Below are 13,818 nucleotides of genomic sequence, written 5' to 3'. Positions count from 1 at the left end.
TATCTTTTACACTTGTAGGGGCGAACAGCGTTCGCCCGTTTTTTTTTGCGCAGCGCATTAACGCATTTTTATTTTGCCTTGTGCGCAACACCGTCATTATCAAGGTCATAGCCGTCAATGGTGGTGTTTATGAGCATCATTCCCGAGCCGTCAAAGTAGTAACGCTTGCCGCCTATCTTTTTCCAGCCCGTCACAACTGTGCCGTCCTTGTTGTTGTAGAATTTCTGTCCGCACCAGTTTATCCAGCCGCCTTTGAGATAGCCGTCCTCGCCGAAGTTGTAGAACTTGTCGTCGATATAAACAGGGCCTCTTATCATAACGCCGTTTTGCAGGAAATATTTCTTGCCGTCAATGGTCGTCCATTCGCTTTGGAGCACGCCGTCATTGTTGAAATAGAAGGTCGTGCCATCAATATCCGTCCAGCCTGCAACAGCTTTGCCCTCGCCGTCAAAGTAATAAGTCTTGTCGCCAACAGCAACCCATTTGTCGGTCTGTGCGCCGTTTTTGTCGATGTAGTAAATACCCGAATCGTCCTTGAAAAGACCTGTGGTGAGCCTGCCCTCGCTGTCGAAATGATAACGTTTGTCCTCGATAGTCTGCCAGCCTGTAACAGCGGCTTCACTCTCATTAAAATAGTATATCTTTCCGTTTGCGGTGATAAATTCAGACTTTGCCCATTCGTCATCGCTCTTCTTGTATTTCAGATCGCCGTCTATCTTCACAAGTCCGTCAGCAAATACGCCCTCGTTGGAGAATGTGTACTTCTTGTCGTCAACTTCAAACTCGCCCACCATAGCAGCGCCCGTCACGCCGAAATAGTAACGCTTGCCGTCAATGGTCTTCCAGCCTGTTGCCTTTTTGCCTGTCTCCTCGTCAAAGTAGAAATAATATCCGTCTATCTTCGTGAGCCCCGTGCAAAGGGTGTGGTCGGAATAGAAATAATACTGATAGAAAACAGCGCCGCCGAATTTCTCGTATACCTTGCGGTCAAAGGCGTTGAATGTCTTTTTGTCAAACTTCTCCGCAAGCTCTTCAAGCTTCTTTGTCTCTTCCTCGTCAGGCTTTTCGTCCTTCTTGTAATCGTCTTTTTCATACTTCACAAGGCTTGAAACATTGCTCTTGAAGTCCTTGATAGTCTTTTTCTCAGCGTCCGTATACTGGTCTGTGTTCGTCCAGCCCGTTGCCGCAGCGTGAGTCTTTTTGTCAAAGTAGTAAGTGTCGCCGTCAAGTTCCTGCCAGCCGTCCGCAACAACGCCGCCTCTGCCGAAATAGTAAAGGTTGTCGTTTATGGTCTGCCAGCCGTCAAGGAGGATATTTTTCTTGTTGAAGTAATAATACTTGCCGTCGATCTCACGGAAGCCCTTGCCTGCAACGCCCTTGCTGTTGAAGTGATATTTGTTCGGGGGTTCTTCATACCAGCCTGTGGTCATCTTTCCGTCGTCAGAGAAATGATACCTGTTCTTGTCAATTGTTATCCAGCCCTTGACCATTTCACAGCTGTCGTTGAAATAATAGCTTGACCCATCGATCTCCGCAAAGCCCTGTGCGCAAGCGCCGGTCTCTTCGTCGCAGTAATAATACTTCTTCTCAATCTCCATCCAGCCCTTGTGAGCCACACCTGTCTTGGAGAAGTAATATTTCTTGCCCTCGATCTCCTGCCAGCCTGTGACCATATGACCCTCGCTGTTGAAGTAATAAAGCTTGTCGTCGATCTCAATGAAGCCCGTTGCCATTTTGCCGGTCTTGAGGAAGTAATACTGGAAATTGTTTATCTTCGTCCATCCCGTTACACGCTGACCGTTTTCGTCATAGTAATATCCGCCCTGACTGTCAAAACCCGTGTCAGGGAAGCCGTGATCGTCGAAATAATATTCGCCGCCGTTTATCTCGCAAAGCCCCGTTCTGAAAATGCCTGATTCTTCCGAGAAGTAATATTCCTCGCCGTCGATCTTTATTTTTCCACGCTGAACGACGCCGTCCTTGATGTAATATTTATCGCCGCGGTATGTCTGCCAGCCGTCCGCCATAGCATTGCCCTTGTCGTCAAAAAGATAACAGGTGTTGTCGATCATATGATAACCAAGAGCTTTTTCGCCGGTCTCTTTCATTATATAATATGTGCTGCCGTCGTGGGTGTGCCAGCCCGACGCATAGAATGCGCCGTAGTAAAGGTATCCGCCGAAGCCTGCGCCCATAACGATGGTGCAGGCAGCAGCGGCAGCTATCATTTTCTTTTTATCACGTTTCAGTACCCGATCATATCTGTCGGGGATCAGTCTCTCGTCTTTATTATCAACGCTCATAAAAAGTCCTTTCCGATAATTTACACAACTTTAGATAGTATCATTATAGCACACTCTTCATCTTATTGCAACAGTTTTTTGCCCTCATAATGCCCAAAACTTACTGTCCTCTCGCAAGCTTTTTTATCTCTTCCGCAAGTGCGTTCACCTGCGCAGGGGTGCTGAACGCCGACGGCGAAAAGCGTACAACGCCCTGTTCAGTTGTGCCGAGAGTGTTGTGGGTCACGGCGGCGCATTGCAGCCCTCCACGGAGAGCAAAGCCCCTCTGACTGAGCATTGAAGCCGCCTGCTGGGAGTTCATATCCCCGATGTTAAATGCAAGTATTGGCACTTTTCTGACGTTCGGCTCATAGAATCTCACGTTGTCAAGCCTTGACAATGCGCCGTAAAGCTGCCTGCAAAGCTTTTCTTCGTGCGCCCTTATGACCTGCGGAGTTTTGCTCTTCACGAATTTAAGCCCCTCACCAAGACCGATTATGCCGACCGTGTTGATAGTTCCGCTTTCAAGCTTTTCGGGCAAAAACGGCGTCTGCGCAAGCTCCGATGAAGTCGCACCGGTTCCGCCCTCAACGATAGTCGAAAGAGGATATTCGCCGTCGGTAATGAGAAGCCCCGTGCCCGTGGGGCCGTAAAGTGCCTTGTGGCCTGCTGTGCAGATGAAGTTAAATCCGTCTGCAAGTGAAAGGTCAAGCAGTCCGCAGCCTTGTGCGCCGTCAGCAATAAAGCAGATGTTGTGCTCTTTGCAAAGCTTTCCTATCTCACGATATGGCAGGATACGCCCAGTTACGTTTGAAGCGATGCAGCAGCATATGCACTTTGTTTTCGGCGTGATGAGCCTGCGGAAGTTCTCGATAGTGGCATTGTCGTCGTCCTCAACTTTGGCGATAGAGTATTCAACGCCCCTTGTCTGGGACAGAGCGTAAACAGGCCTTGCCACGGAATTGTGCTCATAATTTGATATGATGATATGTCCGCCGTACTGCATAATGCCCTTTATCGCCATATTGAGGGCGAAGGTGCAGTTGACCGTAAAAGCCACATTTTCCGTTTCAGCCCCGAACATCTCCGCCGCAAGGCTCCGCACCTCAAAGACCTTTTCAGCCGTCCGCAGCGAAAGCTTGTGACCGCTCCGTCCGGGATTGCCGCCGTATTGCGCCACCGCCAGCGCAACAGCGTTTTTCACCGCAGGGGGCTTTGGAAAGCTCGTTGCCGAGTTGTCAAAATTTATTATCCGATCGTTTGCGTTTATGATAGTCACCCCCTTGTCAGAGTATCTCCTTGTAAGGTATACGGTTTTGAGAAAGCACAGCGGCGACCTCCTGCGGGTCGGCCTTTACAACTATGGAATATCCGCAGCCCGTGCCGAGATTTTTCGGCGTTCTTTCTATCTCACAGTAAAATTTCTTTTCATTAAGCAAAGTTTTCGCCTTCATGGCGTAGGTTATGGAAGTCATTGCAATATATCTCTTAGTCATTTTGTTTACCCCTTCTTTGAAATGTCCTTGTCCGCATTGCCTGTTACGAACACAGTACATTATATGTTCACCATTGCAGGGAAGTGCATAGGATTATATGCCTCAGTTTGTTGATAATGGTTCAAACAAGTGGGACGTCGAGGACGCAAATTGTTGTGAGCATTGTCGAACAACAATTTTCCCCTACATATGTGCTAAAATACGCAATTTAATGTAGGGGCGACCTTTGGTCGCCCGTTGGTTTGCGGCTTTTGCGGCAGTCTGAAGCGCATAGGCTTATGCACCTTGTCTTTTGTGAAATGTATGTGAAATTTGACAAAAGTTAATAATGAGTTTATAAACTTGGTGTACTATTTATAATGTGGCGAAGATATATCGCCGAGAGTAAGAAAAGAGGTAATCAGAATGAATGGATTTATGTACAAGCTGTCAAGATTTTTTCAGGGCAGATATGGAATAGATAAGCTTTTTTACGGGTTCTGCGTGCTTGCTGTGATAGTCAGCGCCGCAAATTTGTTCATACGCTCTTGGATAGTTCAGCTCATTGTGTATGCTATACTTATCCTTGCGGTGGTAAGATCGCTTTCAAGGAATTTGCAGAAGCGATATGCTGAAAATCAGAAGTTCGAGCAGATATTCGGCGGCGTTTCAAAGAAGATATCCCTCTGTCAGAGAAAGTTCAGAGACAGAAAAACTCACGTTTACTGCAAGTGTCCCACCTGCAAAAAGACCCTCAGACTGCCAAAAGCCAAGGGCGAGCATACAGTCTGCTGTCCGAATTGCAGAAACAAGTTCAAGATGAAAATATAGCTTGCGGCAAAGCCCGAATTGTGGTATACTATTTATAATACATACGATAACGCAATTTTGCCAACATTTTATTTGTAGGGGACGGCGCCCTCGACGTCCCGTTGGTTCATAGCACGTTATTGTCGTAATGTTATTACACAAAGGGAGCAATGCAGATGATGCAGAAGATAAACTATCAGAAAATGCTTGATAAAATAATCGCCGATAACCAAAAGCAGGAAATGACCCCAACGCTGCTTTTGCATAGCTGTTGTGCGCCCTGTTCGTCATATGTGCTGGAATATCTTTCACAATTTTTCAACATAACCGTGTTCTATTACAACCCGAACATTTATCCCCATGAGGAGTACGATAAGCGTGTAGCGGAGCTTCAAAGGCTCATAGCGCAAATGCCTGTGAAAAATCCTGTCACGTTCGTGGAGCGTGGTTATGACGAGAAAGAATTTTTTGAAGCCGTAAAGGGCTTCGAGCATATCCCCGAGGGCGGCGAACGATGCTTCAAATGCTATAGGCTGAGACTTGAGCGCACGGCAAAGCTTGCCAAAGAGCTGGGCTTTGATTATTTCACCACGACCCTGTCGATATCTCCATATAAAAACGCACCAAAGCTCAACGAGATATCGCAAGAGCTTGGGGAGATATATGACGTGAAAGCCTTGCCTGCCGACTTCAAAAAGCGTGAGGGTTATAAGCGTTCCATACAGCTTTCGGCGGAGTACGGCCTATACCGACAGGACTATTGCGGCTGCGCTTTCTCAAAGCGTGAACGTGAGCGACAACTCGCCGAACAGCTTGTGCAAAATGACTGAATTATCGGCGCAATATTTGTTATTGGCATTTTAAATTAATTTTTGTAGCCAAAATTGTGCAAATTGCTAAAGCACTTGTGATAAATTTGTGAAAAATGTTGATTGAAAAATTGTTAAATGTATGTTACAATGTAGATACAGTTTATGTTGGGGAGATATCGCTCAACATCTATTGAATAAATTAAAAATGGAGGAAAATCAAAATGAAGATTTCTAAGATTTTCGCAGGTATGTCAGCAGCTGCGCTGGCAGCTTCAATGATGTCACTTGCTGCATTTGCTGCTGATCCAGTAAAGGCAGAAGCTGATCTTTCAGGCGGAGTAATTTCCCTTATCGATGAGACAGATAAGGAAGGCAACGTAACAAAGACAGGTCTTCTTACAGGTACAGGCGTAGCTGTAACAGACGTATATGGCGTTGACATCAACGTAACAGTAGGCGCTGACACAGCAGCTGCTATTGAAGCAGGTGACTGGGTAGGCGGCGGAATGGGTTACAACTCTGAGTCCACAGGCTGGGCTTCAACAGAGTGGTCATTCCAGGATGGCGCTAAGGACATCACAGCTGCAAAGGCTGAGGACGGTTCTTATGACTTCGTTCTTAAGGGCGACGCTGCTGCATTTGCTGATACAGATACATATGCACAGGTATGGCTCCAGAACTGGTCAACATCTGACTTCACATTCAATGCATTCACACTTCTTGACAAGAACGGCGATCCACTCGTTGTTGTTACAAATCCTGCTGACACAGGCGTTAAGGATTTTGTTATCACACCAGATAACTGCAACTTCAACACAGGTGCTAACGTATTCTATCTCCTCGGCAGTGCTGACAAGGAAAACTCCGATACAACTACTGGCACAGAGGTAGGTTACTATGCAACAGCTGAAGAGCTTGCAGAAGCTAACATCAAGTCCATCACATTCATTCTCAATGCAGACGATGCTAAGCTTGCAGAAGCTGATTGGGTAGGTGGAGCAGTTGGCTTTAACTCTGAGTCCACAGGTTGGGCTGGTCACGAGTTCACAACTCAGGCATTCGCTACTGACGAAGATGGTAACTACGTTGATGCTGACGGCGATGGACTTGCTGACAGAGTTAAGGAGCTCACACTCACAAAGATCGGCGATAACAAGTATGCTTGCACATTCACAAGCGATGAGCCTATCTTTACTGATGTAACATACGCACAGGTTTGGATGCAGGATTATTCTGATAATGATATTACACTTGACAGCATCATCCTCAACCCAACAGGCGACAACGTATATGCTAACCCAGAGCAGCCAAAGGTTGACGGCGACAACAATGGCGGTGACTCTGATGTAGATTCACCAGCTGAGTCTGATTCAACAGCTGATTCTAAGACAGAGTCAACAACAGATTCAAAGGCAACTGATTCTAAGGGCACAACATCTTCAAAGGCTGCTAACAACGCATCTAACACAAACCCAAGCACAGGCGCTGCTGCTCTTGCTGCAGTAGGCGTAGCTCTTGCTGGTGCTGCTGTTGTAGCTACTAAGAAGAGAAAGTAATCTGAATATCAGATAGCTTGCTAAGTTTTATACTTAAATAATCAAAGACCTGTCCCTCGGGGCGGGTCTTTTTTTACTGTACTTATATAATAATATTAGCCTTTGTTGATATATTGCACAAAAGGAATTACATATATTAGGTTTGAAAACCTTTTCTTTTTCTACATTATAGGAGATTTTATGTGCAGATTTGGCTAAAATGCATAAAGCAAGGTGATAAATTTGTGAAAAAAGGTTATTGTAATTTTGTGAATGATATGATACAATATGATTACAATTTATGTTGGGGAGATATCGCTCAACATCTATTGAATAAATTAAAAATGGAGGAAAATCAAAATGAAGATTTCTAAGATTTTCGCAGGTATGTCAGCAGCTGCGCTGGCAGCTTCAATGATGTCACTTGCTGCATTTGCTGCTGATCCAGTAAAGGCAGAAGCTGATCTTTCAGGCGGAGTAATTTCCCTTATCGATGAGACAGATAAGGAAGGCAACGTAACAAAGACAGGTCTTCTTACAGGTACAGGCGTAGCTGTAACAGACGTATATGGCGTTGACATCAACGTAACAGTAGGCGCTGACACAGCAGCTGCTATTGAAGCAGGTGACTGGGTAGGCGGCGGAATGGGTTACAACTCTGAGTCCACAGGCTGGGCTTCAACAGAGTGGTCATTCCAGGATGGCGCTAAGGACATCACAGCTGCAAAGGCTGAGGACGGTTCTTATGACTTCGTTCTTAAGGGCGACGCTGCTGCATTTGCTGATACAGATACATATGCACAGGTATGGCTCCAGAACTGGTCAACATCTGACTTCACATTCAACGCATTCACACTTCTTGACAAGAACGGCGATCCACTCGTTGTTGTTACAAACCCTGCTGGCGGAAATTCAGTTGACCTCAGCGATTATGACGCAACTGAGCTCGCACTTTCCGGTGACGGCGTTGCTAAGGTAGACAATGGTATCGCTAGAGTAAACATTCACAACCCTTGGGCAGCTGATGAGGACAAGATCATCACTCCTGCTGATCTTCAGGGCGCAAATGCCATCGCTGTAACAGCTGATATCTCAGGTATCGTTGATCCTGTTGATTTCGCTATCAACTTCGCTGTATTCTCTGACGGCGCTCCTGCATTCTGGGGTGACGGCAATTCAGCAAACTCTGGCTGCACAACAGACACAATTACTGTAAATGCTGACGGCACTTACACATTCCTCATCAAGTTCGATTCTGCTCTTGATGTAACAGGCGATCTCTTTATGGATCTCCAGACAAACTTTGCCGCTGACAGCGACGATGCTATCCCATTCGCAGTTAAGGTAACAAGCGTTAAGGCTCTTACAGATAAGGAACCAGCTCCAACACCTTCCGATAGCGATAGTGACAGCGACAGCGACACTGGGTTAGTTGATTCAGTAGTTGATTCAACAGCTGATTCTAAGACAGAATCAACAACAGATTCAAAGGCAACTGATTCTAAGGGCACAACATCTTCAAAGGCTGCTAACAACGCATCTAACACAAACCCAAGCACAGGCGCTGCTGCTCTTGCTGCAGTAGGCGTAGCTCTTGCTGGTGCTGCTGTTGTAGCTACTAAGAAGAGAAAGTAATCTGAATATCAGATAGCTTGCTAAGTTTTATACTTAAATAATCAAAGACCTGTCCTTCGGGGCAGGCCTTTTTTTGTTGCAATATCAATAGCAAAGTGGTATAATATAATCGTTAGATTTCATAAACTTTTGGAGGTAATATTATGAAGATCAGTTTTGACCAAATAAACGAAAACATCGTGCCGAATTTCAAGGGCGGCGAAAAAAGCTTCGCAACAAAGGCTTTCGATGACGGTGTCAACAAGATTATGAAGGGCAGACTTATCCCCGGCGCTTCTATCGGTATGCACACACATCATGGCAATTGCGAGATAATTTTTGTTCTCGAAGGCAGCGGAAAAATGCTCTATGACGGCGGCGAAGAGCGCCTTAATGCAGGCGATTGCCACTATTGCCCCGAAAACCATACCCATAGCTTCGTGAATGACGGCGACTGCGACCTCGTTTTCTATGCCGTTGTGCCTAAGCAGTAACTTTTTGGATATCCACACCCGTGAAATAATGCCCAATTATCGCCTTGTAGTCCGAACCCGACTTCGCCATAGCGTTTGCGCCATATTGGCTCATTCCGACGAGGTGTCCAAAGCCCTGCGCCGTAAAAGTGAATTTCGTGTTCTTGAAATCAAACTCAAAGCAGGGCGAGGCGATATCAAAGGCTTCAAGAAAAACATTGCGGTCAATGACCTTGCCGCAGACGGTAATTTTTGTCACATAGCCCGTCTTGTCGGCGGTGCATTCAAGCCAATTCTCAGCGTCCGATAAGTCGGTGAGGGCAACGTCGGGGCAGGCTTTTTTCAGCTTGTCACGAAATTGTGCGGCGGTCAATGTCACAACGCTTTTTGCGCCTTCAAGCTCCAAGTCGCTTTCGCTTTTTACCGACTGGAGATAAGGTATATCCTGCCCCCAAGCGACCTTTGCCGACTGCGTTTGACCGCTTGAAGCGGCGTGAAATGCGGCGATTATTGGCTCGCCCTCATAGGTGATGATGTCGCTTGATACTTCGGCGACAAGCTTTGCCACCTTTTTGTGCGCCGCCTCGTAATCATCGCCATAGTAAGCCTTTGCCGCCTCCTCGGTGAAAAAGCTTTGGTAAAGCGTCGTGTCGTCGCTTATGTCTGCACCTTTTAGCTCAGCGGTGGGGGACTGGGCTTCCGTAAGCTTCCTGCGCTCAATGTATGTGTGAGCAAGCACCGCCTGCGCCTTGATAGCCTCGTCCTCAAAGTCCGCAGGCATTTGCGCCAGCACAGCCCCTGTGAGATATTCCTCAAGAGTGTAGTCCTTGACCTCGCCGCTTTCGGTGAAATAGACCGAAACGACCTTGGCGCTGTCAGCGGAGGCAGCTTTCGCTTCTGGAGCTTCCGCACGCAGGAACACTATCATCGGTATTATGGTCAGAAGCACCGCAAATGCCGCCGTTATCTGCATTATGTCTTTCATTTTTCTGTCCTTTCTCATTTTGACTATACAGTATTATATTTATATTCACAGGCTGAGCAAAATATTACTTTTGGGAATATTTTTGTACAGAAATTTTTTAAAGTGCGTATCAAAGGACTTTGAAATAAATTTATTTTTCGACGACCTCTGCGAATACTTGACAAGAATATAAAAAAGGTGTATAATATATTTTATATTTTAATTTATATTCATAATATACGTTGATAAAACGGAAAGTGAGATGATTTTTTTCTATGATAAACAATACAGCAAGATCGCTCCTGTGTGAGCAGTTCATCGCCAACAACACCATCGACCCTAAGCTCTATGACAGATATGTTGTCAAAAGAGGTCTGAGAAATTCTGACGGCACAGGCGTTATGGCTGGACTTACTAATATTTGTAACGTACATGGCTATGTGGTAAACGAAGGAGAAAAGTCGCCTATACAGGGCCAACTGATTTTTCGTGGCTATAATATCAACGACCTTGTCAGCAATGCACAGAAAGAAAACCGTTTCGGTTATGAGGAGATAGTCTATCTCCTTCTTATGGGCGACCTGCCAAACAAGGAAGAGCTTACAGCTTTCAGAGAGATAATGGCTGAGAACAGACCTCTGCCAAATAACTTCTTTGAGGATATGATACTTAAAGCTCCGTCAAAGAGTATTATGAATAAAATGGCAAGAGCTTTGCTGGCTCTTTATTCCTATGACGATAATCCGGAGAACCGTTCACCTGAGTATGAAATGGCAACGGCTATCTCCATAATCTCAAAGCTGCCGAATATAATGGTGTCGGCATATCAGGTAAAAAAACGCTGCTATGACGGCCTCAGCCTGTTTATGCACCCGCTTATCCCGACACATTCCACAGCCGAGATGATACTTTCCGCACTCCGTCCCGACAGACAGTTTACTGACGAAGAGGCGAAGATACTCGACCTTATGCTTATGCTCCACTCTGAGCACGGCGGCGGTAATAACTCAACATTCTCCTGTCGAGTTCTTACATCATCGGGCACAGACCCATATTCTGCATATTCCGCAGCTATCGGTTCACTTAAAGGCCCACGTCACGGCGGTGCAAACCTCAAGGTGGCAGCAATGCAGCAGTGTATCAAGGACAACGTAAAGAACTGGGAGGACGAAGGCGAAGTTGCCGACTTCCTTACAAAGATTCTTAATAAGGAAGCATTCGACCATACAGGACTTATCTATGGTATGGGTCACGCCGTTTACACCCTGTCTGACCCGAGAGCCGTTATACTCAAGGAAAATGCAGGCAAAATGGCAGAGAACACAGAGTTCGAGAAGGAGTTCAAGCTTCTTGCAACTGTCGAAAGGCTCACGCCTGAGCTGTTCAAGAAGATCAAGGGCAGCGATAAGGCAATGTGCGCAAACGTCGATATGTATTCGGGCTTTGTTTACAGAATGCTTGGTATCCCTGAGGATCTCTTCACACCAATGTTTGCCGTGTCAAGAATGGCTGGTTGGTGCGCACACAGATTTGAGGAGCTGGTAACAGGCAAGCGTATCATCAGACCTGCTTATAAGGCTATCTCCGGCGAAAAGAAATATATCCCTCTCGATGAGAGATAATATGTTCTTGTGGGCGCAAAAAGACTTGAAATATATTTTCTAGTATGTTATAATAGAATCGGGTATATGCAAATATGTCCGGTTCTATTTTTTATTGTTTGCGATGTGGAGGGATATTTTGAAGACTATTATGAAAGCTGCCGCCTGCCTTTCCTGTTTGGCTATGACGGGCTGTACGGCGCTGAATTTTACGGTGGACGGTCTTTTGAACGCCCCCAAGCTCACCTCTGAGCAAAGCGAGATACACCAAGCGCTTATAGAAAGCGTTGGAAGCAATATCACGCTGAAATATCCTAAAAACGGCGAGAACCGCTCGGCGTATGTTATCGCAAATATCGACGACGAATCAACTGACGAGGCTATAGTTTTCTATGAGTATACCTCAAACGGCTCGGAAGAGGACGGACTTAGGGTGAATATCCTCGATAAAAATGACGAGGGCAAATGGCATTCCGTCAAGGAGCTTGCAGGCGCAGGCACGGATATCGACCAGGTAATAATCTCGCCAATGGGCAACGGCAATCAGATAGACGTGCTGGTGGGATATCAAAATCTTGCAAACGATGACAAGACCCTCGAGATATACAGCTATTCAGACGGCGATTTCAAGCGTGTCGGACTTGATACATATTCGATACTCCAACCGCTTGATATAAATAACGACGGCTATAACGAGCTTATAACAGTCCAGCGCAGCACAAAGAGCGATACAGGCGCAGTCAGCGCAAAGGCTTCAATGCTCAGAATGCAAAACGGCGAGATAACCCGTGACGAGGGCATTGATATGTGCGATAACGTGACTTCTTATGTCTCAACAAGAACAGGCGTTATCGACGGCGGACGAAAGGCTATATTCATTGACGGCCTTACAAGCAGCGGTGAGCTTCAGACTGAGATAATATATTACAGATATTCCAGCCTGCAAGACCCTATGCAGCTGAGAAGCGAAAAGCTCCTGCCACTTTGTACCCGACCTGCCGGATATTACAGCGAGGATGTTGACAGCGACGGCGTTGTTGAGATACCCTCCACAGCCCCGATGATAGGCTATGAAAATGCCGTGGCGGACGATATGCTCTATATGACAACTTGGAACGTCTATAAGGACTTTTACAGCCTTGAAGCCAAATATACGGGCTTTTATTCCATTTCGGACGGATATTTCCTTACATTTCCTAACCGCTGGAACGATTCCGTCACAGTCAAAAAGGACGCCGACACAGGCGAGCTTGTGTTCTATAAATATACAGGGGATATAAACACCAGCATTGAAGAGCTTATGCGGATAGCAGTTTCTTCAAAAAATGATTCAGACCAATATCTGTCAGATGGTTATGAGCTTATCGACAGCAAAGGTCAGCTTGACTTTTTTGTGAAGCTCAATTCCGACAGGCGAGAAAAACTTATCCCCACAATTGATGAGATACAAAACAATTTCTATATCATAAACTGACAACTGATTATTTTCAAGGCGGCGTGATTTGCGTTTAGTGCCTTTATTACAGGAGAGGAGTAGATCAGATGAAAAGAGTATTAGTGTGCGAAGACGAAGATTCCATCAGAGAATTTGTCGTTATCAACCTTGTGAGAAGCGGCTATGAAGTAGTTGACGTAAACTGCGGCGAGGACGCTCTAAAAGCATATGACGAAAAGGACGGCGGCTTTGACGTTGCCCTGCTGGATATTATGATGCCCGGCATCGACGGAATGCAGGTATGCAAGAAGATAAGAGAGAGAAACAGCTCTATCGGTATAATTATGCTTTCCGCAAAGTCACAGGAAATGGATAAGATATCCTGCCTTATGAGCGGCGCAGACGATTATATCACAAAGCCGTTCTCGATATCCGAGCTTATCGCAAGAGTTGACGCCGTTTGCAGACGTGTCAATCGTTCCGGTACAAAGCCCGAAGAAGCTTCGCGGATAATCTCAGGTCCGTTCACCCTCAATCTCAAGAGCAGAACTGTTTTCAAAAACGGCGAGCAGATCGACCTCACTCAGGTGGAGTATCAGATAATGGAGTATTTCTTCAAAAATCAGAACACCGCCCTCGATCGTTCCAGCATACTTAATCATATTTGGGGCGAAAGCTATTACGGCGATGATAAGATCGTTGACGTAAATATCAGAAGAATAAGAATGAAGATAGAGGACGAACCTTCCAACCCGAAGTATATCCTTACCATTTGGGGCTTCGGCTATAAATGGGCAGGCGGCTCGAACTGAGCGCA

General features: G+C 46.0%; 12 protein-coding genes. 8 read left to right on the top strand and 4 right to left on the bottom strand.

The annotated features are described in order from the left end of the window. Nucleotides 1-68: 68 nt before the first annotated feature. The 3 genes from QZ371_RS08870 to QZ371_RS08860 form a co-directional block, all read right to left on the bottom strand. On the bottom strand, nt 69-2,303 hold the full coding sequence (locus QZ371_RS08870; RefSeq protein ID WP_295211764.1) for a cell wall-binding protein: 2,235 nt from the start codon (nt 2,301-2,303) through the stop codon (nt 69-71). A gap of 100 nt (nt 2,304-2,403) precedes the next feature. Continuing rightward, complete coding sequence (locus QZ371_RS08865) at nt 2,404-3,561, bottom strand: aminotransferase class V-fold PLP-dependent enzyme (protein WP_295211763.1); 1,158 nt, start codon at nt 3,559-3,561, stop codon at nt 2,404-2,406. Between the two features lie 7 nt (nt 3,562-3,568). Then, nucleotides 3,569-3,778, bottom strand: coding sequence for a DUF3343 domain-containing protein (locus QZ371_RS08860; protein ID WP_295211762.1), 210 nt, complete (start codon nt 3,776-3,778; stop codon nt 3,569-3,571). 405 nt (nt 3,779-4,183) lie between these two features. Here QZ371_RS08860 and QZ371_RS08855 point away from each other — a divergent pair, with 405 nt between their 5' ends. From QZ371_RS08855 to QZ371_RS08835, 5 genes are all read left to right on the top strand, one after another. Then, nucleotides 4,184-4,588, top strand: coding sequence for a hypothetical protein (locus tag QZ371_RS08855; protein WP_295211761.1), 405 nt, complete (start codon nt 4,184-4,186; stop codon nt 4,586-4,588). A 158-nt stretch (nt 4,589-4,746) separates the two neighbouring features. Beyond that, on the top strand, nt 4,747-5,397 hold the full coding sequence (locus QZ371_RS08850) for an epoxyqueuosine reductase QueH (protein ID WP_366558724.1): 651 nt from the start codon (nt 4,747-4,749) through the stop codon (nt 5,395-5,397). Nucleotides 5,398-5,600: 203 nt separating this feature from the next. After that, nucleotides 5,601-6,935 carry an NPXTG-anchored protein gene (locus tag QZ371_RS08845; RefSeq protein ID WP_295211759.1) on the top strand — a complete coding sequence of 445 codons (1,335 nt, stop codon included), beginning with the start codon at nt 5,601-5,603 and terminating at the stop codon, nt 6,933-6,935. 339 nt (nt 6,936-7,274) lie between these two features. Further along, a complete protein-coding gene (locus tag QZ371_RS08840) occupies nt 7,275-8,549 on the top strand; it encodes an NPXTG-anchored protein (RefSeq protein WP_295211758.1) in 1,275 nt (424 codons plus the stop codon). A 143-nt stretch (nt 8,550-8,692) separates the two neighbouring features. After that, the gene (locus QZ371_RS08835) at nt 8,693-9,022 is read left to right on the top strand and encodes a cupin domain-containing protein (RefSeq protein WP_295211757.1); all 330 of its coding nucleotides are present in this window, start codon (nt 8,693-8,695) and stop codon (nt 9,020-9,022) included. Here QZ371_RS08835 and spoIID read toward each other — a convergent pair. Next, nucleotides 9,012-9,986 (bottom strand): stage II sporulation protein D, encoded by a 975-nt coding sequence (gene spoIID / locus QZ371_RS08830; RefSeq protein WP_295211756.1) that lies wholly within the window; start codon nt 9,984-9,986, stop codon nt 9,012-9,014. The two genes, QZ371_RS08835 and spoIID, sit on opposite strands and share 11 nt — an antisense overlap. Before the next feature lie 254 nt (nt 9,987-10,240). Here spoIID and QZ371_RS08825 point away from each other — a divergent pair, with 254 nt between their 5' ends. From QZ371_RS08825 to QZ371_RS08815, 3 genes are all read left to right on the top strand, one after another. Next, complete coding sequence (locus QZ371_RS08825) at nt 10,241-11,587, top strand: citrate/2-methylcitrate synthase (RefSeq protein ID WP_295211755.1); 1,347 nt, start codon at nt 10,241-10,243, stop codon at nt 11,585-11,587. 118 nt (nt 11,588-11,705) lie between these two features. Then, a complete protein-coding gene (locus QZ371_RS08820; RefSeq protein ID WP_295211754.1) occupies nt 11,706-13,040 on the top strand; it encodes a hypothetical protein in 1,335 nt (444 codons plus the stop codon). A 68-nt stretch (nt 13,041-13,108) separates the two neighbouring features. Further along, nucleotides 13,109-13,813 (top strand): response regulator transcription factor, encoded by a 705-nt coding sequence (locus QZ371_RS08815; RefSeq protein ID WP_295211752.1) that lies wholly within the window; start codon nt 13,109-13,111, stop codon nt 13,811-13,813. Nucleotides 13,814-13,818: the final 5 nt, after the last annotated feature.

The sequence above is a fragment of the Ruminococcus sp. genome (assembly GCF_019423705.1).
Classification (GTDB): Bacteria; Bacillota; Clostridia; order Oscillospirales; family Ruminococcaceae; genus Hominimerdicola.
Note: the sequence above shows the minus strand (reverse complement) of the source record. Positions and strands in the feature narration are given on the sequence as shown.